General features: G+C 56.5%; 17 protein-coding genes. 4 read left to right on the forward strand and 13 right to left on the reverse strand.

Translation table 11 applies throughout. From position 1 onward, the window contains the following. Window positions 1-176: 176 nt before the first annotated feature. Window positions 177-1,547 carry a transglycosylase SLT domain-containing protein gene (locus KF814_04990; protein ID MBX3235486.1) on the forward strand — a complete coding sequence of 457 codons (1,371 nt, stop codon included), beginning with the start codon at window positions 177-179 and terminating at the stop codon, window positions 1,545-1,547. A gap of 42 nt (window positions 1,548-1,589) precedes the next feature. Here KF814_04990 and KF814_04995 read toward each other — a convergent pair whose 3' ends face one another. Then, window positions 1,590-2,468, reverse strand: a complete 879-nt coding sequence (locus tag KF814_04995) for a tetratricopeptide repeat protein (protein ID MBX3235487.1) — start codon at window positions 2,466-2,468, stop codon at window positions 1,590-1,592. A 119-nt stretch (window positions 2,469-2,587) separates the two neighbouring features. Here KF814_04995 and bioF point away from each other — a divergent pair, with 119 nt between their 5' ends. The 3 genes from bioF to KF814_05010 all read left to right on the forward strand — a co-directional run bounded on the left by bioF (window position 2,588) and on the right by KF814_05010 (window position 6,217). Then, the gene (gene bioF, locus KF814_05000) at window positions 2,588-3,748 is read left to right on the forward strand and encodes an 8-amino-7-oxononanoate synthase (protein MBX3235488.1); all 1,161 of its coding nucleotides are present in this window, start codon (window positions 2,588-2,590) and stop codon (window positions 3,746-3,748) included. A gap of 183 nt (window positions 3,749-3,931) precedes the next feature. Then, window positions 3,932-4,990 carry a type IV pilus twitching motility protein PilT gene (locus tag KF814_05005; GenBank protein ID MBX3235489.1) on the forward strand — a complete coding sequence of 353 codons (1,059 nt, stop codon included), beginning with the start codon at window positions 3,932-3,934 and terminating at the stop codon, window positions 4,988-4,990. Between the two features lie 54 nt (window positions 4,991-5,044). Continuing rightward, a complete protein-coding gene (locus KF814_05010) occupies window positions 5,045-6,217 on the forward strand; it encodes a PilT/PilU family type 4a pilus ATPase (GenBank protein MBX3235490.1) in 1,173 nt (390 codons plus the stop codon). Window positions 6,218-6,256: 39 nt separating this feature from the next. Here KF814_05010 and KF814_05015 read toward each other — a convergent pair whose 3' ends face one another. The 12 genes from KF814_05015 to KF814_05070 all read right to left on the reverse strand — a co-directional run bounded on the left by KF814_05015 (window position 6,257) and on the right by KF814_05070 (window position 25,314). Beyond that, window positions 6,257-6,781 carry a hypothetical protein gene (locus KF814_05015; protein ID MBX3235491.1) on the reverse strand — a complete coding sequence of 175 codons (525 nt, stop codon included), beginning with the start codon at window positions 6,779-6,781 and terminating at the stop codon, window positions 6,257-6,259. A 70-nt stretch (window positions 6,782-6,851) separates the two neighbouring features. Next, window positions 6,852-7,697 carry an SUMF1/EgtB/PvdO family nonheme iron enzyme gene (locus KF814_05020; GenBank protein ID MBX3235492.1) on the reverse strand — a complete coding sequence of 282 codons (846 nt, stop codon included), beginning with the start codon at window positions 7,695-7,697 and terminating at the stop codon, window positions 6,852-6,854. Window positions 7,698-7,973: 276 nt separating this feature from the next. Next, window positions 7,974-8,474, reverse strand: coding sequence for a hypothetical protein (locus tag KF814_05025; GenBank protein MBX3235493.1), 501 nt, complete (start codon window positions 8,472-8,474; stop codon window positions 7,974-7,976). A gap of 172 nt (window positions 8,475-8,646) precedes the next feature. Next, window positions 8,647-9,012 carry a PilZ domain-containing protein gene (locus KF814_05030; protein ID MBX3235494.1) on the reverse strand — a complete coding sequence of 122 codons (366 nt, stop codon included), beginning with the start codon at window positions 9,010-9,012 and terminating at the stop codon, window positions 8,647-8,649. A 179-nt stretch (window positions 9,013-9,191) separates the two neighbouring features. Beyond that, entirely contained in the window at window positions 9,192-17,246 is an 8,055-nt protein-coding gene (locus tag KF814_05035) for a hypothetical protein (protein MBX3235495.1), read from the reverse strand. A gap of 1 nt (window position 17,247) precedes the next feature. Further along, window positions 17,248-18,216, reverse strand: a complete 969-nt coding sequence (locus KF814_05040; GenBank protein ID MBX3235496.1) for a hypothetical protein — start codon at window positions 18,214-18,216, stop codon at window positions 17,248-17,250. A 51-nt stretch (window positions 18,217-18,267) separates the two neighbouring features. Further along, window positions 18,268-19,494, reverse strand: a complete 1,227-nt coding sequence (locus KF814_05045; protein MBX3235497.1) for an HlyD family type I secretion periplasmic adaptor subunit — start codon at window positions 19,492-19,494, stop codon at window positions 18,268-18,270. A gap of 167 nt (window positions 19,495-19,661) precedes the next feature. Next, the gene (locus KF814_05050) at window positions 19,662-21,809 is read right to left on the reverse strand and encodes a type I secretion system permease/ATPase (GenBank protein MBX3235498.1); all 2,148 of its coding nucleotides are present in this window, start codon (window positions 21,807-21,809) and stop codon (window positions 19,662-19,664) included. A gap of 12 nt (window positions 21,810-21,821) precedes the next feature. Further along, window positions 21,822-22,175, reverse strand: a complete 354-nt coding sequence (locus KF814_05055; protein MBX3235499.1) for a hypothetical protein — start codon at window positions 22,173-22,175, stop codon at window positions 21,822-21,824. Between the two features lie 454 nt (window positions 22,176-22,629). Continuing rightward, window positions 22,630-23,835: a DUF2235 domain-containing protein gene (locus KF814_05060; GenBank protein MBX3235500.1), complete on the reverse strand. Its 1,206-nt coding sequence runs from the start codon at window positions 23,833-23,835 to the stop codon at window positions 22,630-22,632. 386 nt (window positions 23,836-24,221) lie between these two features. After that, complete coding sequence (locus KF814_05065) at window positions 24,222-24,731, reverse strand: hypothetical protein (protein ID MBX3235501.1); 510 nt, start codon at window positions 24,729-24,731, stop codon at window positions 24,222-24,224. 97 nt (window positions 24,732-24,828) lie between these two features. Continuing rightward, window positions 24,829-25,314, reverse strand: coding sequence for a hypothetical protein (locus tag KF814_05070; GenBank protein MBX3235502.1), 486 nt, complete (start codon window positions 25,312-25,314; stop codon window positions 24,829-24,831). Between the last annotated feature and the right edge of the window lie 19 nt (window positions 25,315-25,333).

Consider the following 25,333-nt stretch of genomic DNA (forward strand, 5'->3'; position numbering starts at 1 on the left):
CTGAAAGTCGGACGATTCTCACCCTGAGCGGCACACATTCTCCCGCGCCCAGACAGGGCGATGCGAGGAACCAATTCAACACTGTGCAATTTCTTGACAACTTGTGACCGCCTGGATAGTCTAAGCTTCGAGAGAGCCTCCACCCCACAGTCCTCTATCATCACGCCGAGGTCCAAGTGAGCACACATACTCCGGGATTCATGGGACCGTTATTAGCCGGGCTGCTTCTGACCGGCATCTGTTCACCCTCCGTCACCTCGGCGCAAGATCTCCCGACCGAAGCTCCGGAAGCCGCCCCAGAAACCGGCACACCGGAGACACCGCCCCTCGTACAGGAACCGGAATACCTAATAGATGCGGAGGACCAAGCCGCGGCTCAGGAAAGTGAAGCGGCTGAGCTCGCAGCCTCCCCGTCGGTTGAATCTTCGACCGAGATCCTCCCGGCCGAACAGCTTCTTCAATTGAAGCCCCTCACCGGGACCGCAGCCCGATTTTCCGACCTACTGACGCCCCCCGCTGAACTCGCGCAGGAACCGGCACCGGCCGAGGGCCAGGCGGCTGATGACATGACCTATAATGTGCCGATCATCCTTGATCCGTCAGTCCAAGGGCATATCCGCTTCTTCAACGTCTCGATCCGGAATCGATTCGAGCAGTGGTTGATCCGGCTCAGTCGGTACCGCCCGTTGGTCGACAGCATCTTCTCGGAATTCAACTTGCCGAGCGACCTGATCTATCTGTCGCTGGTGGAAAGCGGCTTCAATCCGCACGCCTACTCACGCGCCCGCGCCACCGGCCCCTGGCAGTTCATGAAGGGGACAGCCAAAGTATACGGACTGCGCGTCGATAGCTACGTCGACGAGCGCCGGGACCCGATCAAGTCTACGGTGGCAGCCGCTCGGTATCTGCGGGATCTCTATGATCTGTTCGGCACGTGGCAGCTTGCGATGGCCGCCTACAATGCCGGAGAAGGCAAGGTTATGCGGGCCCTCCACAAGGCCCAAGCCGAAAGCTTCTCCGACATCGCCAAGACCAGGCTCATCCGTCGCGAGACCCGCGAATACGTGCCTCGCTTCATGGCAGCCACGATCATCGCCAAAAATCCGGACCGATATGGCTTCCCCACGAATGACGCGGAGCCGCATCAGTTCGAGGAAGTGGTGGTCCGCCGCCCCATCCATTTCAAGGCGATTTCGAACATCACCGGCATTTCCTATCAGGAGTTGCGGCTGCTGAACCCGGAACTCCGAAGGGACGCGACCCCGCCCGACGATCCGGAATACCGCCTGAAGGTGCCGGTTGGGACGAGGGAGAAGGTCGAACAGCTGCTAGACCGGGCCCCGACGCACAAATTTCCCCCGATGCCGGTGAAAGTCCAGCATGGAAAATCAGAGCCCGACTCAGGAAAATGGTACAAGGTCAAGGTGGGGGATTCGCTGGAAAAGATCTCCAAGCGATTCCACATTTCGGTGAAGACCCTTAAGGCCAACAATAACCTGACCGGGGCCGGGATCAAGGCTGGAGACTTCCTGGTGATCGCACACTAGGCGCGATCGCCATCCCACACGTCCTACCGAGACCGAACCGCTTTATTCCTGCTTCTTTTTCGCGGGCTGAGTCGAAGCCTTTGCCGGTGATACGGCTTTGGCCGGGTCTTTTGCCTTTGCAGCCGGCTTGGCTGGAGGCGGAGTTTGAGGAGGAGCCGGCGGAGTTGCAACGCTCGCGGCCGGCGCAGCCGGGGCGGGAGCATTTTCCGCAGCCTTCTTGGGATCGAGCACTTTCACCCGCACGGCTGCTTCGCTGGCAAACGGTGAGTTGGGGTAATCCTTCATCAACGTCTGGTAGTGGGCAACGGCCCCTTCCGGCCTGGACTGAGCCTCCTCGAGCTTGGCAAGCTCGAACAAGACATTATCCTTATTGAGCGCCCCCGGAATTTCAAGCACTGCCGTGAAGGCCTTGGCGGCCTGGTCACGATCGCCCTTTATGAGGAACGCATATCCCAGTCGCTGCTGCACCAGACCCAACATCGACGGATTGTTGCCGTACAACAACAAGAACCGCTTATAGGTTTCGATGCCGGCATCGACCTGATTGGCCAACACCTGCGCGTTGCCCAGATGGAACAGGGCCAGAGGGCCGACCGGTGTCCTGGGATATTGGTCGATGACCTGCCTGTAGAGAGTGATCGCCTGATTGAGCTGCTCCTGCGCCTTCTTGGGATCGTCTGCCGGGCGGTTCAGATAATGGAGCGTAGCCTCACGGTCCAACTCGCGAGCCTTCTCCGTGGTTTGATAGTCGTACCAGAGCACACCGGCCACGACGGCACCGGCCGTCAAGAACACACCTACCCCAACCAACAAAGCCCGTCGCTGCTCCTGCAACGTGATGAGAAAGCGTTCCATCCCGCTGACGAGGTGCGCCTCATCGAGGGGATCGGATTTTGACGGGACTCGGATGCGATAGGTCATGCCTTCACCTTGCCGGAGGCCATCGGTAAAACAACCGTCGCCTCTCGCGGCAACGCGCCTTATACTAGGGGCAGCTCGACATTGTCAAATACCTTGCGCAGACATCGCCCTACTACGCCATGTTCCAAGACTATCTCGATCGACTCAGCGCTCAGCACCTCCTTCGCAAAATCCGCCCGATCGCCTCGGCAACCGGCCCCACGGTAAGCCTCGACGGCCGGGAGGTTCTGCTGATGGCCTCGAACAATTACCTGGGCTTGGCCACCCATCCCGACGTCATTGGAGCCGCTATGGCTGCGACGGAGCGGTATGGCGCGGGAGCAGGAGCCGCGCGTCTCGTTTGCGGTACTCTTCCCCCCCACACGGAATTGGAGTCGGCGTTGTCACAATTCAAGGGCACGGAGGCGGCACTCGCATTCAGCTCAGGCTATGCGGCCAACATCGGCATCATCCCCGCACTGATCGGCAAGGACGGATTGATTCTCGCGGATCGTCTGTGCCACGCGAGCCTGATCGACGGCTGCCGGTTAAGCGGCGCGACATTCCGGGTATACCGTCATTGCGACATGGAACACCTCCAGAGGCTGCTTGCCCGTCGATCAGCTCGGCAACCGACGCTGATCGTCACCGACGGGCTCTTCAGCATGGATGGCGACCTCGCTCCCCTGTCGGACCTCGTCGCCTTAGCTGAACGTTACGACGCCAGACTTTTTGTGGACGATGCACATGGGACGGGAGTGATGGGACGGACCGGCAAGGGCTCAGCGGAACACTGCGGAGTCGAAGGGCGTCTGGCCTTTCAGATGGGCACCCTGAGCAAGGCGCTGGGTGCGGAAGGCGGTTATGTGGTGGGGAGTCGAGCTTTCATCTCGTATCTCGTCAACAGCTGTCGGTCCTTTATTTATACGACCGCGCCGGCACCGGGCTCAGCGGCTGCGGCAACCGAAGCCCTGCGGATCGTGCGGGAAGACCCGGCACGCCGCGAGCGACTGTGGGCCAACCGAGACCGGCTCGTCCGTGGGTTGCAGGATCTCGGGTTTCCCCTTACACCAACCGTCAGCCCCATCGTTCCGATTCTGATCGGCGATGCCGACCGCGCGCTCCGCATGTCCCACGCACTGCTCGCCGATGGTATCTACGCCCCGGCGATTCGTCCTCCGACGGTGCCGCCCGAGACCAGCCGTATCCGGATGACCGTCACTGCCGATCATACCCCTGCACACATCAATCAGGCGCTTGCGGTAATGGCGCGAGCCGCAAAAGCTCTTTCCGTTCTCTAACTGGCCATACCGTTCGTTTATTTTTCTGATCGCTCGACTGCGGGCGCCCCCTTGTGTTCCTGCTATTTTCTTGCTTTCTGACCGCCCTATGGCATCATCCAAGGAGTCTGACGGGACGGACCGGCCTTCCGGATACTCCCCCTATTCATACGTAAGCCATACCACGCGAGGGAGCGAGCGATGATTGACATTTCCAAACTCCTCACGTTTGCCGTTCAACAGGGCGCCTCCGACTGCCATATCAGCTCCGGAGAGCCGCCGATGGTACGCCTCCACGGCGACCTCAAGAAACTCGATCACCCTCCTCTCAGCCAGGATGAAACCCACGCGTTGATCTACGACATGATGAGCGACGCGCAGCGCAAGAACTTCGAGGAGCATCGGGAATGTGACTTCTCCTTCGACCTCGGCGATATCGCCCGTTTTCGCGTGAACGTCTTCATTCAGGGCCGCGGATTGGGCGCCGTGTTCCGCACCATTCCGACGCAGATCCTTCCGCTGGAAAAGCTCGGCATGCCACCGATCCTCCGACAACTGTGCGACCGTGAGAAGGGGTTGATCCTGGTCACGGGGCCGACCGGGTCCGGCAAGTCGACGACCTTGGCCGCAATGATCGATTACCTAAACAACACGTATGAAGGCCATATCCTGACGATCGAGGATCCGGTCGAGTTTGTCCACAAGTCAAAAAAGTGCCTGGTCAACCAGCGGGAACTCGGCGTCCATACCTTGTCATTCGCCAACGCTCTTCGGGCCGCGCTTCGTGAAGACCCAGACATCATCCTCGTCGGCGAAATGCGGGACCTCGACACCATTCAGTTGGCGTTGACGGCGGCAGAAACCGGCCACTTAGTGTTCGCCACCTTGCACACCTCCAGCGCCCCCAAGACAGTCGACCGCATCATCGACGCCTTTCCGCCGAATCAACAGGCGCAGGTTCGTGCGCAGCTGTCCGAGACGCTCGAGGCAGTCCTCACACAAACGTTGCTCAAGAAAAAGACCGGCGGGCGCGTAGCGGCGGTCGAGATCATGATTGGCACCACGGCCGTGCGCAACCTCATCCGCGAAGCGAAATTGCACCAGATTCCCGGGGTCATGCAGGCAAGCCAGAAGGACGGCATGCAGACCATGGACATGGCGTTGGTCGATCTCGCCACACGAGGGGTCGTTACCAAGGCCGAGGCGCAGTCGCGCAGTATGAACCCCAACCTGTTCGGCGCAGTCATGGGCGGTGCCGCCTAATCCGCGTGACGCAGCCGAAACCGGTAACGACCTAGGTCAGGAAAGAGGACGACCATGGATGTGAGAACCCTGCTCGAAGTGATGGTGAAACAGGAGGCATCCGACCTGTACTTGACGGTCGATGCCCCCCCCATCTACCGCATCCACGGCTCGACTCACCGGACGGACGCCCCGCCTTTTACCAACGAACAGCTGGAGGCGTTGGCGCTGGCCCTGATGCGCGGCCAGCAACGAGGCGAGTTCGAAGAAAAGATGGAGATGAACCTGGCCTTGTACTACAAGGACCTGGGCCGATTCCGCGTGAACATCTTCCGCCAGAAGGGCAACGTCGGGCTCGTCTTTCGCCACATCAAGGCAGAGATCATGACGGTCGAGCAACTCGACTTGCCTCCGATCATCAAAGACATCGCCATGACGAAGCGCGGCCTGGTCCTGGTCGTCGGCGCCACAGGGTCCGGTAAATCCACCACACTCGCCGCTATGATCGACCACCGCAATACCGTGCATGCCGGACACATCATCAGTGTCGAAGACCCCATCGAGTTCGTGCACCACCACAAGAAGTCGATCATTACGCAGCGCGAGGTCGGCTTCGACACCCACTCCTTCGGCCATGCGCTGAAGAATACGCTGCGGCAGGCGCCGGACGTCATTCTCATCGGCGAAATCCGGGACACTGAAACGATGGAAGCCGCCATCACGTTCGCCGAAACCGGCCACCTCTGCCTGGGCACCCTTCACTCGAACAACGCGAACCAGGCAATCGAACGCATCATGAACTTTTTCCCGGTTGAACGACACGCCCAGATCTATCTGCAGCTCTCCTTGAACCTTCGCTCGATCATTTCACAGCGGCTCATCCCTTCGTTGGACGGCCGCCGCGTACCGGCCCTGGAAATCATGTTGGACACCCCGCGCATCAAGGACTTGATCAAGCGCTCGGAGGTCGACACGCTGAAAGAGGCCATGGAGCAAGGCATCGAGGAAGGCTGCCAGACGTTCGATTACGTCCTCTTGCAGCTGTACAAGGCGAACAAGATCAGTATCGAACAAGCCTTGATCAACGCCGATAGCGCCAACAACCTGCGGCTCAAGATCAAGCTGGAAGGACTGAAAGGGGACGAAGCCGTCGCGGCGCTACTGGACAAGGACAAGAAAGGCGAGAAGGGATTTCAGATTCAGGGAAACCAACTCGGCTCCACGGCACAGAAAAAGCGGCCGGCCTAAGCTCTTACCGGCCCAGATCACAGGCTCTCGGCGTCCCGATCAGCGAGCGGCAGCCGGAGGCGGCTTGAGGTCTTCGAGATAGGACGCAATCCTGTCGAGCGCCCCCGCACTCAGCTTCTGGCCATACCAATTCGGCATGGTATCCGGAGGAAATCCGGGAACCACGTAGGCGCCAGGCGAAACGATCGACTCCACGATATACTCGCGTACCGATTTTGCCGTCCCCCGGTATGTCGGATCCTTCAGCCGCGAGCCGGCGGTCTCACCCAACCACAAAGGCGGCCCCACCTGCCCATTCGCTCCCTCAATGCCTGGAATCGTATGGCAAACCGGGCAACCCGGGCGAATGAAGAGCGTTTGGATGGGCTCCTCCCCGGTCACGAGAGACACCTTCTCAGGATCCAGTTGAGGCGCAGCGGAAGACACGAGACGGGCGGATGATACGTTACGGGGCTGCTCCGATCGCATGGATACCAGAGCCAGCACCAAGACGAACCCTGCGGCCCCTATGAACAGCAGCTTCTCTTTGCGAGTGGATGAAGAAGGTGGTGGAGCGTTAGCCATTATGCAAAACGAAGCATCCTGACCATCAAGCTGGTCCTCGTCAGCCTCGGTAAGGAAAAGCGTTCATGCCTCAGTGGGTCACATCCATAGCGCAGCGAAAGCCGATCGTCCGGTCCTGAAATTCGGGGTCGGCCGAAAATCTGGCGGAGACACGGAGCGCCGTCGGCAAATCGGCCCATGATCCCCCACGAATGACTTTCCGCTCACCTTTCGCCGGGCCAGTCGGATTCTTGTCCGGGCTGGCCTGATAATACTCACGATCATACCAATCGGCCACCCACTCGGCAGCATTGCCCGCCATGTGGTGAATGCCGTAGGGACTCCGCCCCCCCTCCTTGAGCCCATGCCGTACGCTCATGCCTTCAACGCCTCCAGTCACCGGGACCAAGGTGATGGCCTCACTCACCCACACACCGCGATTGTAGTTTGCAATATCGACGAATGGCTGCATATGCCCCCAAGGGAACCGCCGCCCGTCTACCCCGCGCGCCGCCTTTTCCCATTCGGCTTCCGTCGGCAGTCGCTTCCCGGCCCATTTGCAATAGGCTGCCGCATCTCCCCACCCTATCCCGACTGCTGGGCGATCGCCGACCGTCGTCGCCGCTTCGTCGTCCCAGGTGGGCGGGGCGTCATGCTTGGCCTCACGCAGAAACTTATCATAGAGCACCATCGTCACTTCGTATCGATCGAGGTAGTAGGCATCGAGCGTGACGGAATGTTCCGGTCGCTCATTGGGCAGCCCTTCATTGCTGCCCATCGTAAAGGCCCCGGCAGGAATCAATGCCATCGGAACGCCATCCTGTCCTTTGATGGCCTCACCCCCGCTAGCTCCGTCGTTCTGAGCGGCGGCCTGGGTGAGAAGGACAGCCCCCAGAAGCACACCCGCGAGAACACAGGACACGAACGACAACCGCATACGAGCCTCCCACACCCAACAGCAACGCCAGCTACGTGAAGTTTCCGCCAGTGTAGCCGTGGCAACGTTCAAACTCAACATAGCTAAAGACTCCAGAAATGACCTGCAGCGGAAGGCTGATCAGCCTGTCGTGGCCAGATCTGTTTCGTTCGGAGCCCGAAAGGGAAGGTCTAGGGGGGATGAACTGCCGAAGCGGTGAAGCAATTGGAACTGGAATCCGACCGGCGGGAGAGACCACCGGTCGGGAATGCGGTGGGAGCCGAAACGCTCCGATACTTAGCGGCTCAATTCAGCAACTTTCCGGTCCTGAGTTTTGATGCCCCTCGCCAGCGCCAGTTCCTGCCGCTCCAGGAGATTGTGTAGAACCTCCTGCTTCAACTGCGCGTGCAATGCCGTATTCTGCTTTGTCGCGGGAGTCGTGTCCTGCAACAAGTTCAGCCAACCGACGACCGCCGCGTCAAACCGGCTTTGCGGCATAGTGGTATGCAGTTCCTGAAAGACCGTAATCGCATCGGCTCGATTCTCAAAGAGCGCCACCAACCCACGGGTATAATAGGCGTCTTCGCAGGCCAGCCCCTTGGAACAGTTTTTCAACCGCTGCTCCTGGGCATGGGCAATACCTTGAAGAACCCTCAAGTCCGCCTGATCGACCGAAAAATAGGCGCTGCTGGGCAGCACAGCGGAGCTTCCTGTGTTGGTTTCAATCACGGCACAGCCACCGAGACCAAGCGCCAATACCGCACAGACAGCAAGTTTGGACTGACTAGGATTCGCCATATCATGCCTCCTCAGAGGTTCGGACTCAGTGGCTAACAGTTCAAATCTACCATCTGACCCCAGAACGGGCATTACCCGCTGGACGTACCTCGATGGTAGGGCTCCTCGGAAACGACCTGTGCCTCCTCCTATGCTCAACCTTACCCATAGCCCTTTGCGTTTAGCGCCTGTATCAGCTTTCCGACACACCCATGCAGACGACCGGCGAACTCCAAGCTTGCTGTGGGGTGCGCTTCTCCACATGACCTGCCAGCCACCGCAGCCGAATTTGATCGGCCTCAGACATCCGAATGAATTCGACCCCCGCCTCGGCTCCATTCACCCACCGAACGACCGCCAGCGTGACGTGGAGGGGGGTCTGAGTGCCCGCAAACGCCAAGCGGAGGAGCAGGGATTGCCCGACCTTTAATTTCAGTCTCGTCTTCAGGAGACAGCCGGGAACGGAAAGGTTCACGACCTGTGCCTGGCTCAGTATCCCATCGCAGGAAAATGAGCAGGTGCACTTAACGGTCGCCCGCTGGCTATATCGTGACTTCACGATCCCTCCTCGGTTAGAAGCCCGCCCCACACGGTTCTAAGGCTACCGCAAGAAGAACTGACGCACTATCCATCGTGAAGGGTACGTCAAAAGGAGGGACCAAAAGGGGAAGCGGCCGTTTGCCCATGAGCGTAAACGGCCGGAAACTCGAGGAACTCCGAAGATACGCTCTTGAAGGGTCAGTGCCAGTTGGCGGCCAGGATGGCCTGCACCTCCTGCGGCCGCTGGGCAATCGCCTGGTCCCAGCTGAGCCCAGTTTGTTGTGTAAACCCAGCCATGGCCTGAATCAGTTGATTGACCTGTGTATTTTGGAGTTGCTGGCCGTTCCCTGCCTGAATCACCTCCGTCTGGTTCGCATTTCCCAAATACCAGTCCTTGATTGTAAGTTGGTCACTGGTACTATAGACCGACAGTCGCAGGTCGTTGGCTTGCTGACTCAACACAAGGTCTAGGGGGTTGATAGTTGTATTGAAGAGGACGCTGTCGGCCGCACCTCCATTGTCTACAACCGTGTCCTGCCCGCCTCCTCGGCTAAAAAGATACGTGTCGTTGCCTCCAAGCCCGGTCAATAAATTATTCGCCGCATTCCCACCCATCGTATTGTTCAGAGCATTGCCGGTTCCATTGATTGCCACCGTACCGATCAAGGTTAGGTTTTCTAAATTGGCACCCAACGTCCACGAAATGGAGCTCTGCACCGTATCCGTGCCCGCACTCGCATTTTCGACGATCGAGTCACCGGCTCCCACCACATAGGTATCATTGCCGGCACCTCCGGTGAGCACATTCACCGCGCTGTTGCCGACCAACAGATTATCCAGAATGTTGCCCGTACCATTGATCGCGGCGGTTCCCGTGAGCACAAGGTTCTCGATATTCGCACCCAAGGTCCAGGTAACGGAACTTTGGAGGGTATCGATGCCCGCGTTGGCCTGTTCGGTCACCGTGTCACCACTGCCAACGACATAGGTATCATTTCCGGCCCCGCCCGCAAGCACATTGACCGCACTGTTACCGATCAGCATGTTATCCAATACGTTGCCGGTAGCATTGATTGCAGTCGTGCCGGTCAAGACGAGATTTTCGACATTCACGCCTAACGTGTACGTGACTGAACTTTGGACTGTGTCAGCCCCCTCATTACCGTTTTCAGTCACGATATCTGCCGCGTTGTCGACGACGTAGATATCGTCTCCCGCTCCGCCTGACATCACATCGACACCCGATCCACCATTGAGAGTATTCCCAGCATTGTTGCCGAGTAGTGTGTTGTTGAGGGTATTGCCAGTTCCATTAATACCCCCAGTGCCGGTCAGCGTCAGATTCTCAAGATTCGCACCCAACGTATACGTGACGCTGCTCTGCACAGTATCGGTTCCTGCACTCGCAGCCTCCGTCACGGCATCGCCGGCATTGTCCACAATATAGATGTCGTTGCCCATTCCACCGGTCATTGAGTCTGCGCCTGCACCTCCATCAAGGATATTATTGCCAGAATTCCCGGCGAGGGTATTGTTCAGCGCATTGCCCGTGCCATTGATTGCCAAGGTACCGGTAAGACTCAGGTTCTCTATCTCCGCTCCTAGCGTAAAGGTGACAGAGCTCTGCACAAGGTCCGTTCCTCCCCCGAAGATTTCATTCACCACGTCTCCGATATGATCCACGACATAGGTGTCATTGCCTGCTCCGCCAGCCATCGTATCTGCACCACCCCCACCGTTCAGGACATTGGCAGCACTGTTGCCGGTCAAAATATTGTTCAGAGCATTGCCGGTGCCATTAATGACAGTCGTACCGGTCAGAGTGAGAGTTTCCAGATTGGCCCCGAGCGTATAGGTCACCGAACTTTTTACGGAATCGATGCCTTCATTGGCGCTTTCGGTAATCGTATCCCCGGTGTTATCTATGATATACGTGTCGTCTCCCGGTCCGCCGGCCGTCGCATCGATGCCCGCACCTCCATCGAGAATATTGTTGCCACTATTGCCGATGAGCGCATTGTTAAGTGTATTGCCGGTGCCATTGATCGCCGACGTGCCGGTCAATGTCAGGTTTTCCACATTGAGGCCAAGGGACCAGGACACAGAACTCTGGATGGTATCTGTTCCAGCACTGGCCTGTTCAACGACGGTATCCCCAGCCCCGACAACATAGGTGTCGTTTCCAGCACCTCCAGTGAGCACGTTCGCAGCAATGTTACCGGTGAGGATGTTGTTCCCCGCGTTGCCGGTGCCATTAATAGCGGCTGTCCCAATCAACGTCAGGTACTCGAGATTCGTGCCAAGTGTGTACGTAATGCCACTTTGGACCGTATCGATTCCTTGCCCCGTCAGTTCAGTGATCATGTCTCCGGTGTCGTCTACGACATATACATCGTTGCCGGCTCCGCCAGCCATGCTGTCGACACCGATTCCACCATCGAGCATATCGTTGCCGGCTCCGCCGGTCAGGCTATCATCGCCTCCGAGACCTGACAATGTATCGCTGGTGACATTGCCATACAGAAAATCGGCGTCTTCCGTTCCTACAAGCGTCACACCTTCCGTGTGCGCAAGCATAGCGCTGTAGTCCCATATCGTCCCATCGCTGAATTGGATGCGATCTACGCGTAGCGAATCAAACGAGAAAAACCCGCCGAGTGTCACTTGATCAGTTGTCGAATTGATTGTCAGAATGGCATCGCTACCAAAATCGGGCGTTGCGTGCAGTCTGACATCGGCCTGGGTGATTCCCTCCACAAGTTGCAGGGTATCTACATCGGAGGCATCACCTTGTTCATCTATGAAATCCTGTCCGTCTCCCAACCCAAAAACATAGACATCGTTCCCACTAAACCCCTCCAAGAAGTCATTGCCCATTCCGCCTTGGAGCGTATCATTCCCCAATGAAGCCCGGATTTGATCGTTCCCGCCGAGACCCAGGAGGGTGTCGTCGTTGATGGAGCCAAACAAGGACTCACTTGCCTCGCTGCCGACAAAAGTCCGTACGCGGCTCTCGATCTCGGGAAGCCCCCAGACCGTGCCGTTCGCAAACACAAACTGATCCACGCTAGTGCTCGGCGAAATAAAGTAGGACTGCACCGTCAATTGATCATCGGTGCCGTTGATCTTGATGACAAGATCGTTGGCATGGTTCTCCAGCACGAGATCGGCCGGTGTAAGATCCGACAGAAATTCCACTTGATCGAGACCTGTGCGGGCATACCATTGCGTGCCAGTCTGCACGGTATCCTGTCCATAGCCATGGCCGAACACAAACGTATTGTCTCCGAGCCCAATCAGCATGTCATTTCCCGCCTGCCCGTCGAGCCGATGGGAACCGGACAATACATTATCCAAAGTATTCCCAACCAAGTTCACTTGCGAGGCAGGATCGAGGAACACGTCCTCTTCAATTCTGATGCTTTCAACATTCTCTGGGGCGTAAAAGGTCAGCGACTCGGTCGGCACGAGATAAATCGTGTCTGTACCCGCATTGATTTCCTCGACTATGACCGGTGAGCCCGATCGGAAATGATACTGATCATCGCCCATGCCACCGAGGAGCTGATCGCCCACTCCTGTCGACTCCAAGACATCGTTTCCATCCCCGCCGCGCAACACATTATTTCCAGCATTCCCGAATAATCTATCGTTCCCGGCGCCGCCGTCTAACTCATCGTTGCCACCACCTCCTGCTAACGTATCATCGCCAGCTCCCCCCAATAAGACATCATTCCCATCCCCCCCAGAAAGCTCATCGCTAAATAGGCTGCCTTCCATATGATCCGAGTAGGCAGTTCCAACCAACATGCCTCCGGTTGCCGGAGCAGCCAACCAAAATCCTCGGGTAAGCAGTTGACTGTCTGTCAGTACCGTTCCGTCGGCGAACTCAAATTGGCGGATCGAATGATCGATTTCCGGCAAACTTAGCCCGAATCCTAATATTTGCACCGCATCGCCGGTATTGGCGACGCGCACGACGAGGGCATCACCAGCAGCCGCGTCCAAGCGCAGAGAGTCAGCAGTAATCCCAGCTCCAAATACCAGACGGTTGCCCTCTCCCGACGCATCCACAATCGTATCGATCCCGTCGCCGAGATTGAACCGATACGTATCGCGACCATCACCGCCGATCAGCTGGTCGTTACCGGTTCCTCCGTGCAGCTCATCATCCGCTGAGCTGACGCCAGGAACGTCGCTCAGCCCACCGAAGAGTACGTCATCACCATCTCCACCCTCGAGATGGTCATCTCCGGCCCCGCCTTGAAGCAGATCGTCGCCGTCGCCTCCATCTAAACTATCTGCACCAGCCTGGCTCGGGAAAAGTGGCGAATCGCCCAAGAGCAAATCATTGCCAGCCTCGCCGAATAACACGTCATCTCCGACATCACCGACCAACTGATCCGCGCCTTCGCCACCAAACAACTGGTCGTGTCCAGCCCCACCCCAGAGTTGATCGTCGCCCTCTTCGCCATCGAGACGATCCTGGCCCCCTATGAGATTCAAGGAGGTCGGATCGTTGCCGTCCCCATAAAGAAAATCGTTTCCCGACCCGCCAGTGATCAGATCGTCGCCTTCACGCCCCTGAAGGTCATCTGCCCCGTCTCCGCCATCCAGTTCATCGTTCCCTATGCCACCGTTGAGAAGATCATCACCTCCGTCACCTGTTAACAGGTCGTCGCCATCCTGCCCAAAGAGCTCGTCGCTACCCTCTCCACCCAACAAGGCATCGTTGCCCACATCCCCGAGCAACAAGTCAGCCCCCTCATCACCGAACAGACTGTCATTGCCTTCCTGGCCGGTAAGTCGGTCGTCGCCAGTGCCGCCCCATAACGTGTCGAGGCCCAAACCACCCTGGAGTTCGTCATTATCCGCCCCGCCGTCGAGCAGGTCATCTCCGGCGAAACCCGCGAGCCGGTCTGCCCCTGTGCCTCCGTAGAGAATGTCGTCTCCACCCCCACCTTGGAGTTCATCGGCTCCCGCTCCTCCATCGAGAATATCTGCTGCCCCGGGATCGCTCGAAAAATCTCCGACGAGCAAATCATCACCTTCTCCACCAGACAGAAGGTCAGCACCTGCACCCCCATAAAGACGATCAGCTCCGGCTCCCCCCTCCAACCAGTCGTTGCCGCCTATTGTTTGGGTGAAATCTGACTCCCCATAGAGAGTATCGTCACCGATCCCTCCAATTAACACATCGTTGCCGCCATCCCCCACTAACAAGTCATTCCCGGATCCGCCGTCAAGATAATCGTCGCCGCCGGTGGCGCTCACCACAAATGCGGTGGGAGTCGGCGGACCGACCAGTCGATAACCACCGGGAATGAATTCATAGGTCGGAACATCGCCGGGCAAATTGTCGCCCCGCAGGATGTCGCCGTCATCTCCTCCCAGGAGCACGTCGTTCGCCATCGAGCCCCAAAGGTAGTCACTTCCAGCTCCACCATCCAAGTAGTCACGCCCTGTCTCATCAATCACTTCAGTAAAGCGCCCGCCGAGGAGCACGTCATTGCCATCCCCGCCTCTGAGAATGTCGTCGCCAAGTCCGGCCCCCAGATAGTCGTTCCCTGCTCCCCCATCAAAGAGATCACTCCAGGGAGTCGGCGCGCCGACACTCCAGTCCAACAACAGATCATCGCCGGCATCGCCATAGAGGGCGTCATCTCCATTCCCGGCCTCTAGAATGTCCCGTCCCTCAAACCCGTGCAGCACATCATTGGATAGCGGAACCAACCCATCCGAGAGATAGTTATCCTGAATATCACCCGAGAAGCTTCCGACGAATGACGTGGTCGCCTGGACACCATCCGGCAGCGATGAGAGATCACGCAATTGGATGCCCATCTGGCCGCTCTCGAAATTTTCGTTCACGATGAGCTGGCTATTGACGAGCAGATCAGTATTGACCATCATATATGTCGTCTTCCCATCCAGACTGACATACATGTTGGAGACATCCCCCACGCGGTGGATACCGCCTAGAAGCAATTGTTGATCGAAGATGATCTGTCCTTTGGCGTCACTGTCCTCAATGCGATCGAGACCATCCCCCGAATGATAAACGTAAGTGTCAAACCCCTCGCCTCCTTCGAGCAGGTCGTTGTCGCCGGCGCCACCTATAAGAATATCGTTGCCGCCGTTGCCTATAAGATGGTCCTGGCCGCCGAGTCCAGTTAGGATGTTCCTCGCGCTATTCCCAGTAATGACGTTCCCTAGTTCATTGCCCAAGCCGTTTGCTGTGCTCATTCCGGTGATTGTGAGATTCTCAACTTGAGAATCAAGGGCAAATGTGACGGAGGCTTTGACTTCGTCGATGCCGCTGCTAGTATATTCACGAACAACATCGCCGGTGTTATCAACGATGTAGGTGTCGTTGCCTTGCCCACCCAGCATGGTGTCAACACCCATTCCGCCGTCTAGAATATCATCGCCCTGATTGCCCTCGAGATAATCCCGTCCGCCCAAACCCAACAGCCTATCGTCCCCTCTGCCACCGTAGAGATGGTCTTCAAAAAAGAGACTCCCGCTAATTGTTTCATTGGTTCCATCCCCAAAGATGACTTGCGGCAGGGGAGCAGTCGCGGAGCCAAGCTCATATGACGACGGAACATCTTGGTAGTGAGTCAATGAAGGCTGACCAAGGGGGCTACTGTTGGTTTCAATCTTTCTGAATAGAAAGTCTGCACGATCACGGAGGTACTGCGCTGTAAGCTCGCCAAAACCGGTAGCTGGGTTCAAAAGTGCCAGTTCACCGGTCTCATTGTAGCGGCTGTAGATCGCCTGTGAACTGTCCTTATCAACTCCCCTCACCGCAAAAGGATTCAATTGCCATAAGGCATATCGATAGGCGATGCCAGTGGCATCGTTGGGGCCATCTTGCTGGGCAGTTAGGGCAATGGATTCGGGAGATTGATCCACCAGCGAATCAATTCGATAGCTAGTGTTCCCCAATACATCCTTGACCTGCTGAACGTTTTGATAAAACTGATTGCGGTTCGTGAGGTTTCCGAAATCACCCGGCTCCCGCCCGAACGGCGTATCAACCACGCCACCAAGAAAAACTCGTCGGAGTGTATCGAGGGCTCTTTCCAGCGTATCGCCTTCCGCGAGTGGACTTATCCCCGGCAGCGAAGTGGTATCCGCCTTTTGATCCGATACGGCTTTGAAGATATCTTCGATCTTAGACTGAGTTAGGGTGGGATCGACTTTCAAGAACAGCTCTTGAAGTGCGAGGGAGTCAACTAGCAAAGTAAGGCTGTGGCTGTTTCCATATTGCAGTTGGCCCTGCAGGTCTCGTCCCTCGTAAAGGGGCTGGGTCTCAACCAGCACCGTGACAGGGTTCGCATGAATTCCTGAATTGGCAACGAACTCCGCATCCAATCCACCACTCCCATGCCCTACTATCTGACTAATCCTATCGAATGCAGGCCCTATCCCAATTTGTCCAGGCGGCACAACCGAATTCGTCGTACTGAACCCACGAATAATGTCGGCTCGAACCTGCTTGTAGGCTGGATCGTCGTAAACGTTTGCTGGATTGCCTGTGACAAACCACGAAGCAGCTATCGCCGTTAGCCGAGCTTCGGCAGCTTGCAACATTTCGCGAATACGTTCAGCCTCTGAGAGGCCCGCCGTCCCTCCTGTGATACCGCCGCGCCCGGCACCATTGAAGATGTAGGTATGTCCAAAAGCCACTGCGGGGTCGTCGTAGTGCAACTCAGTAAAAATGGTTGCGAGATGCCCGCCCAGAGAATACCCCGTAACATTCAACACCGCTCCCGGAGGAAGCTTGTTGGGATCGGCCTTTAATTCTCGATAATAGCGTTCCATGCTTACAAGTTGGGCCAACGCAAACCCAGTGAATGAAAGTTCTCCAGCGGCCCCTGCTATGCCATCCCGCTCCCAGTCTCCACCATTAACTTGATTCTGGTATTCAAGACTGCGGAACGAAAGCGTGAAGGTTTTTCCCGTGGGATCACTCAAATCCTTAGTGAGCGTCGCGCTGAACCCCGTGGCGTCGCTGGCATGGTGGTCGACGATTTGGTAGTTAATAGCGAAATCAGCAGCCTGCTGAGTGGTCATTCGGGTCTTTCCAGGCAAGGTAGGATCTGAGAATAGCTCCCCAGTTTGGCTATTGTTGCCCAACTGAAGTGCCTGCGATAAAAACAGTTCCCCACTCTGGAATCGGTCTAAATACGATTCTGCGGCCGTTTGCTGCAATGCGAATCGAAGCCACGTGCTGATTGGCGCCATGCTATTTCTCCTTACCCAAGGATAATTCTGGCAGAGGTTTGAGCACCTCTTTTACGAACAGATGCTCTCTCTTGCCACCGGTCTTTGGACACGCCTGCCCCTTCAACCACCAAATACCGGTGAGATTCTTCATCCATCCACTCCGGAGGTAGCCGCGCCGAACCGCAATAACCTCATTTGTCTCTAAGTCGAGAATGATCAGTTCGCCACCGACAATCCCAAGCTCACGGTCATGAGGGCGCCTGACTCCCCGCCACGTATAGCCGTAGCGACTCTTGCGTATGGGAACATGTGCTTCAGTCACCAAATAAGGAACCATAACGAATTTTCCGTTGATGACAGTCTGAAATTTCTGGATTGAGTGAGCACTGTCACTGCGATAAAAGCGCGTATACTTGTTCCCGATTTTGTCTCCCTCCAAAATCGGCAATTCCAGGTAGCGATACTTTCCAATGGCCGGCTGCACATAGGCATCTTGGGCAAGATGGTCCTCTCCCATAACCTGCCCGTATGGATCCTCAAGCGCATACAAATGCTCAAGCTCCCAATCTGTGGCTTCCTTTCGTGGCCGCATCATGAGGAGCCCTTCTACGTTCTCCACCGTCTTGTAGATGAATTCCCCCGCTTCGGTCTTGCAGAGATGTTCAAAGTACTGCTCGGGTGTCATGCCCGGCTTGTAGCCGCTGTCTTCCGGAACCGGGTTGGGGATCTTAATCGAATGTGCAAATCGACCTTCTTCCGTTGCCAAGGGATCCGCCGGCTTCAGCTTGGCAACCTCTCCGCAGACCTCACCTCTGGCTAACTTTCTGCCTTCACAATTGGCCTTGATCTTTTCGAGCGCTTTCCGGAATCGTTCCCCTGGCGTCTCTTCCTTGGCGAACAATCTCGCATTGCTGTCGCTCACAAGGCTTTCCATCAAAACACCAGCACAAATGATCGCAATCAGAATACGTCCCAAGTACCGCTTCATGGCCAATCCTCTTCCGTGAAAACTTGTTGCATCATCTCCATGTCTTCTTTGTTACCGCTCCCTCATGCTTTCTTGCGCTGACTTCAGGAGGGGGCTGAGCAGATACTCGATCACTCGCCGTTGGCCGGTTTTGATTTCCACCGTCACTGCCATGCCGGGGGAGAGATGTATCTGCTTTCCTTCAGCCATCACAGTCGAACGGTCCATGCTGACCCGACTCGCGTAAACCAATCCGCCCTTGTCCTTATCGAGTGGCACGGCATCGTCGGATACGGTCAAGACTTTCCCTGGGATGGTGCCATACAAGGTAAATGGAAAGGTTTCGACCTTGATCTCCACCGGCTGACCTTCTCTGACGAAGCCAATGTCTTTGTTTTCAAGCTGGGCCTCGACTTCAACCGGGTGGTCCTGAGGCACGAGAACGAGGAGCGGCTGCGCCGGTGCTACGACTCCACCGACGGTATGAATGGCGAGTTGCTGGACCACCCCATCTACCGGTGCGACCAGCCGCTGCAATGCAGTCTTCTGCTCGGCCTTGCGAACATCCTGCAACAACGACGCAGCCTTGGTTTCCGTCGAGGACAGTTCCGCCTGTTTGATTTGCTGAAATTCTGAGATGAGGGCGTGATAGGTCTTCTCCGATTCGGCAAGCGCAGCTTGGTCCTGCCGCAACTTGCTCCGTTGCCCTGCCAGTTCCTGAGCCCTATCGATGCGCTGTTGTTCGATTTGGAGATAGTCCATCTTAGACACGAACTGCTGATCGAGCAACTTCCTGTATGCCGTCGCTCGTTCTATTTCCATCGGGACCGTCACTTCCAAACGTCGAATGTTGTCATTGGTTGCCTCGACGGCCGCCTTCCGCTGATCGATCAAATGTCGCGCCGCATCCACTCGCGCACCAAACTCCGCCAATTGGTCACGCAACAACTGCTGCTGTAGGAGCACCAACTGGGGATCACTCTCAGGCGGGGCTATGAACCTTCCCTCACCGGCAATAAGAGCACGCAACCGTGCGGCCTCGACCAGTGCCGCACGATATTCAATGGTGGCACGGTCACGATCAGCTCCGTTCTGGGTAGCGTCTAACTCAATCAACACCTCGCCCTGCCTGACAACTTGCCCATCCTGCACATGAATGGCTGCTACGACACCGGTCTCATAGGGCTGAATCGTCTTGGAATGCCCATTTGGGATGATCTTTCCCGGTGCAATCGCCACGATGTCGATAGAACTGAACGAAGACCATAGGACTGCCGAGACGAACACCAGAATGATCATCCAGAGAATGCTCCGACCGACAGGGGAAGGTGGCGCCTCCTGCACCTCCAGAACCGCCGGAAGAAACTCTACCGTTGCATAAGAAGGACCGATGCTTAGAGGTTGCCGACCATCGGTCTGCGCCGCAGTTCGCCACAACCTCAGATGTTGTTTAAAGGTCTGTAGGGTCACGCCGCTCGGCCCTCCTGATGCTGATGCAGTCGCACATACATGCCATTTCTCTTCAACAGCTCATCATGCGTCCCTTGCTCCACCAGTTGACCTTGGTCGATGACATACAGGCGGTGTGCAGGCCTGACAGTACTTAACCGATGGGCGATAATAATCACCGTCCGTCCCTTGCAGATCTGGGCCATGTTTCGTTGGATAATGGCTTCGGATTCATAGTCCAGCGCGCTGGAAGCCTCATCAAAAATCAAGATTCGTGGATTGGCGACCAGAGCACGGGCGATAGCAATGCGTTGCCGCTGACCGCCCGAGAGAGAACAACCATATTCTCCAACAATGGTGTCATAACCGTCCGGAAGCTCAAGGATGAATTCATGTGCACCAGCCAACTTCGCAGCTGCGATGACCCGATCCATAGACAGACCTGGATCCGTCAACGCAATATTGTCCCGAACGGAACGATTGAACAGAAAGTTCTCCTGAAGCACGACACCGATCTGCCGCCGTAGCCAAGCCGGATCTACCTGCGCAAGGTCAACCCCATCGACTACCACACGTCCCGCTTCCGGCACATACAGCCGCTGAATGAGCTTGGTCATCGTACTTTTCCCGGAACCAGATCGACCGACGATTCCAATGACCTGGCCAGGCTGAATGACCAATGACACCCGGCGAAGGACCTCCCTTCCATCAGGTCGGTAGCGAAACGTGACGTCATCGAAGGTAATCTGCCCGGCGATTTGCGGTAGAGTCGTTCGGCTCGGGTTGTAGGCTGGCTCTGGCCTTGTGTTAAGCACATCCCCCAGTCGCTGGATCGAGATCCCCACCTGTTGGAATTCCTGCCAAAGATTGACCAATCGGAGAAGCGGCCCGGTCACCTGCCCTGCCAACATGTTGAAGGCGATCAATTGGCCGATGCTGAGATCCCCTCCGATGACCAGATAGGCACCGAACCAGAGTAACGCGAGGGTGGTAATCTTTTGTACGAGCGATGCGATCTGGCTCGCGATGGTGATTAGGCTTGTGGCTTTGAAACTGGCCGTCACATAACCGGCAAGCTGCTCTTCCCATCGCCGCTGCAGAGGTGGTTCCAGCGCCATAGCCTTGACGGTTTGAATGCCAGAGACGGCTTCCACAAGAAACGCTTGGTTCTCGGCGCCGCGATTGAACTTGTCATTGAGACGGATCCTGATGATCGGTGTAATGAAAAAAGACAGGATCGCGTACAACGGAAGCGACGCGATGACAACGAGCGTGAGCGTGGGACTATAGACCCACATGACCGCGAGGAACACGACAGTGAACAAGAGATCAAGCACCACAGTCACACTGTTGCTAGTCAGGAACTGGCGAATATGTTCCAACTCGCGAACACGAGCAACCGTATCGCCGACACGTCGGGCTTCAAAATAGGCGAGCGGTAGAGCCAGCAAGTGTCGAAAGAGTTGTGCTCCCAGTCCAACATCGATGCGGTTCGTGGTGTGGGCAAAGAGGTAGGTTCGGAGTCCGCTCAGGACCGCCTCAAAGATCGCAAGAGCCAGCATGCCGACCGCAAGGACATGAAGGGTGGTAAAGCCCTTGTGGACCAATACCTTGTCAATGACCACTTGGGTAAACAGTGGCGTGAGAAGAGCGAACATTTGGATAAAGAGGGACGCAATCAGAACCTCCCCAAGTAAGCGACGATACTTGAACAAGGCAGGAATGAACCAAGCAAGGTTGAAGGGAATCTCCTCCGGCCGAAGACCTGCGCGCTTGGTTACGAGTATGAGGTCACCTGCCCAATTCTGAATGAAGTCCTCGCGTGATTGAACTAGTGGATAAGAGTGGAGTGGATCGTGAATCAGGAGCTTGTCCCCTTCGACCTTGGCCAACACGACAAATCGGCCTTTATGCATGCAGGCGATCGCCGGCAGAGGAGCCTTGTCCAGATCAGCCAATGCAACGCTCCGGGACCCCGCCTTCAACCCGAGGTGCTTGGCTGCCCGAAGCAGAGCGTTGGCATCGAACAGCTGTCCCGCCTTACCGAATTGATGTCGCAGTTGTCCACCTTCAGCAGGCAGACTGTGGAAATGGGCAAGTAAGAGAAGACATACAAGCCCAGAATCATGTTCAGACAGGCCTGCCTGGTTGGAAGTATTATCCATCGTCATCACTCGTTACCGGGTATGGAGTTGATTACAATCTGGCTGGCTCTTAGCGCTCAATTGCCTGAGCAGTTGAGTCAGTTGCTGCTGAAGGTGGAGGGCTGCTTCAATCGGCAAGACCAGTCGTGTAGCAAGCACACCGGGAACTTCCTTCGGAGGTCGAACACCCTTGTCCCGTCCTTGTGCAATGGTGGCGAGCACCGACGGCTCGACAAACGCGAATTCCACATGCGCTAGCCCCTGCGCAATGCTGACACTCGTAAGGTTGGCCAACACCGGGCTGGCATGATTGCTGGAAGATTTCAATTGAACAGAAACCACCGGTGCTCGATGCTCCGCTTGATGTGACTCAGAAACCTCCGCCATCGCCTTCTCCTCTTCGGTGTGTATGTTTTTGATGAAGAGCGCCCTAGCCTGACATGCCGCCTAAGCAAGGCATTTACAAAATTGCCTATTGGGCTAGCCCTCAAGAGCAAAGCGATGGTAGGACGAGCAGTGATGAAACGCCATTCCTCAGTGGACGGGCGTATCCTGATCTACGGTGGGCATGCTTCTCCTTAGGGGTAATCACTCTCACGAACCACGACAACGCTCATGCCGCGATCTACCGCTGCTCCGTGGATAGCACAACTGAGTTGATAGAAAGACTGGAATCCGGGATAGGTGCAATACACTGACTGGCGTGGCGAAACCCTGGGGACCCTACTGAGGGGAAAGTTGCGTCTTCATTCTAGGACACACATCAATACACATGGCCCATCTGATCCTCGCATCAGTCTGGCTGTTGAGAATCGGAGATGCCTAATTTATCTCCGACCGTTCATCGCCGATCGGCGAACGTCATAGCAGCTCTGAGCCCTTCGTTATTGGGACGGTAGCTGGAGTCTCTCAGCAATCGAATCCGCACGGATTCATCCAAGACCTCGGTCCCAGTTCCAGTTTGAAGGACCGGTCGATAAAAACGGGAATGAATCCATCGCCGCAGCCCTTTGAAACCTTCCGAAAACGAATCATGAAGCTGGCCGAGAGGGTTTGGTTCGTATTTTGGATTGGTTCCCTCGATGGAGATCCCTGCCTCAACCGATCGCCGTTGAATCCAGGACAAGGAGAGGTCGGACAGCTCCTTTTCCCGATAGGTTCCACCGACGTCGCCGTGCGAGCCCGAAAACCATCGTTGCTCGATGGTCTGACCATCATGGGTCCGAGAAGTCCAGAGCGTGGCGTCGTAGTCGGAGCGATGTTCGTCGATAGCCAGGGCATGGTAGGCACGCTTGACCACCGGACTCAGGTCCGTATCGTGAAAATTATAGCGATGGTCGTTCAAGTACTTTAGCGCTTTTGTCGGGATCCCCATGGGCCCGACTGTATCCCACACGCCGAGAAATGCGATGGCCGCACGTTGGCCGGCTTGCGAACGAAACGAGGAAGACGCCCGCCCCTGGGCATCGTGCCCCAGATTACGATACAGCCGATAGGCCTCCGTGAGCAGGTGGTCATCCGGACAGAGCACCAGGTCCCTGAGGCTGCGGGTCAGGTCATAAGATGTTGCAGCGTTCGACGCTCCGGAGAGCGCAAGGTCCTTGATACGATTCACTCGCTGAGCCTCGACCAACGAAGGCGAGATCAGACCACAGGTCTGCACCAATCCGACGAGGGTCCTCGCCACATAGGCCCCACGACTAAAGCCGTAGAGATAGATTTCGTCTCCAGGTTCATACAACGCGACGAGATAGGCATAGCTTTGCAGCACTTGCAGATCCAAGGCATAGCCAAACGTCCCGTCCCGAAATCGCCCGAGCCAGGGTAGTTCGGCTCCATCGTCATACCATTTCGTCTGTGCCCAGCCATTGTGTGAACGTGGGAGGATCGAATCGTACAACCGCCGTACATTGGTCGAAACATTCTCTCTGGTACATGTGGCGTTGGCTGGGTCAAGGGACAGCAGTGCGGATCGAGAAGGAATCGTCGAATGCTCGGAAGGCATGTCCCAGGAGCCGTCGAGGCACAGAATCAGCCGTTTTGGCACACCATGCTCCATGCCGACCTGCTGTGGCCGACGGGATGACCGTCAATATCATATTCCGGGGTGACTCCGGAGGTACAAGGCGGTTGACCGCCCGACTCAACCGGTATCCGCTCAGCAAAGAGGATGCCAACACACGGGAGGATGTGCTGCGGAATAGAGCGATGAGAAATCCCCGTAAATGAGCAGATTGCCCAGGACAAGCCTTAACTGGCTGCACAACCGGAATTCTTCCGTCATGCGAATTGTATCTGAAGGGATACTGTGCGTATCTGATTGAATACGTAGCGGTGGGCTGATTGTCAGAATTTTCCGTCAGGTAGAACTGCTGAGAGTTGTCCTAGTTAGATCTTTGAATCGGGCCAAGTAGCGGTCTGGAGGGGAAGGTACTAGGGCTTACTGTCCGGAATCTGGCGTAGGCCGGTCTCATTGACCAGTCTCCCCTTGTCTGCTTCGAGCTGGGCGGCGAGTTCGCGCATGGCTTGATTCGTAGCCGCGACGATCGGCTCCTCGTCAGAAGAAGTCACCCAACGAACTGTTCCGCCCACGGCTTCTCCGTCTGCTGCATAGGTCTTCAGAACTGAACGGCCGGGCCGCGAAAGATCGGCTTCCAGATGGATTCGGTACACATAGTGATCGGGCGCTCGCAGGGTCAGCCACCCTTTGACCGAAAGTAGCCAGTCCCCCGGAACTGTTCCCGTCTCCGTGAAGGTGCGTCTGTCTCGGAAGAAGCCCACCAGCGCTTGCTGCAGGTCCGCCGCCGGCCATTTCAACAAGACGATACCGGGCATGTGGTCGGCACCTTCCAGCGCCAGAAATGGCACCCGAACCTGGACTGTCCCTGGAATCGACGTACCGGCTGATTCGGCGGGAGCCGACGGCACATGGATCTTATGCACGCATCCGCACGTCAACAAGAGGAAGGTCGTCGTAAGGAAAGCGGCGCTGTGAAAGCTGCGCATTCTTCTTGGAACAGACATGGTCTTCGATCGAGGGTCAGCGGGGCTTGGCGGCTGGATCAAGAATCTCCAAATCTCGGATGGCACGCTCGGCCTGGTCGCGATAGGTCCGTTCAGTCGGATTGTTATACGTGTCGACGACGCGCTGATAAGTGGCGCGGGCTTGGGCGTACTGTTTCTTGATCGAAAGATATTGGCCCAGCGCCAGCCAATTTTGCGCGGCTGTTTCGTTGGCCGTCCTCAGGTCCGTCCACTCCCGATCAATCTGATTCGTACCCGGTTGATTCACCCGCCGCCGCACGATGTCGCCGAGTTGGGAGGAGAGATGCTCGATGGCTTCATTCTCCCGTACCGCCGCGGCAACGCGATCGTGTTTGAGATGGTCATAGAAAGCTTCGACGTGGTCCTTGATACTTGCCGCACGTTGCTCGTGAATGTCATGCGCGCATTGCACGAACAAGAGTGCGGCGACAAAAACCAACACCGTACGCCAATTGGACCTTGCACGAGAACTGATCACCATGAAGACCTCCTTCCGGTCG

The organism is Nitrospiraceae bacterium (genome assembly GCA_019637075.1).
Classification (GTDB): Bacteria; Nitrospirota; Nitrospiria; order Nitrospirales; family Nitrospiraceae; genus JAHBWI01.

Bases quoted from the DNA above. Each gene is read 5' to 3' on its own strand.
- KF814_04995 (MBX3235487.1), bottom strand. From the start codon at position 2,468: ATGACCTATCGCATCCGAGTCCCGTCAAAATCCGATCCCCTCGATGAG.
- bioF (MBX3235488.1), top strand. From the start codon at position 2,588: ATGTTCCAAGACTATCTCGATCGACTCAGCGCTCAGCACCTCCTTCGC.
- KF814_05010 (MBX3235490.1), top strand. From the start codon at position 5,045: ATGGATGTGAGAACCCTGCTCGAAGTGATGGTGAAACAGGAGGCATCC.
- KF814_05015 (MBX3235491.1), bottom strand. From the start codon at position 6,781: ATGGCTAACGCTCCACCACCTTCTTCATCCACTCGCAAAGAGAAGCTG.
- KF814_05020 (MBX3235492.1), bottom strand. From the start codon at position 7,697: ATGCGGTTGTCGTTCGTGTCCTGTGTTCTCGCGGGTGTGCTTCTGGGG.
- KF814_05025 (MBX3235493.1), bottom strand. From the start codon at position 8,474: ATGGCGAATCCTAGTCAGTCCAAACTTGCTGTCTGTGCGGTATTGGCG.
- KF814_05035 (MBX3235495.1), bottom strand. From the start codon at position 17,246: ATGGCGCCAATCAGCACGTGGCTTCGATTCGCATTGCAGCAAACGGCC.
- KF814_05040 (MBX3235496.1), bottom strand. From the start codon at position 18,216: ATGAAGCGGTACTTGGGACGTATTCTGATTGCGATCATTTGTGCTGGT.
- KF814_05045 (MBX3235497.1), bottom strand. From the start codon at position 19,494: ATGATCATTCTGGTGTTCGTCTCGGCAGTCCTATGGTCTTCGTTCAGT.
- KF814_05050 (MBX3235498.1), bottom strand. From the start codon at position 21,809: ATGGATAATACTTCCAACCAGGCAGGCCTGTCTGAACATGATTCTGGG.
- KF814_05055 (MBX3235499.1), bottom strand. From the start codon at position 22,175: ATGGCGGAGGTTTCTGAGTCACATCAAGCGGAGCATCGAGCACCGGTG.
- KF814_05070 (MBX3235502.1), bottom strand. From the start codon at position 25,314: ATGGTGATCAGTTCTCGTGCAAGGTCCAATTGGCGTACGGTGTTGGTT.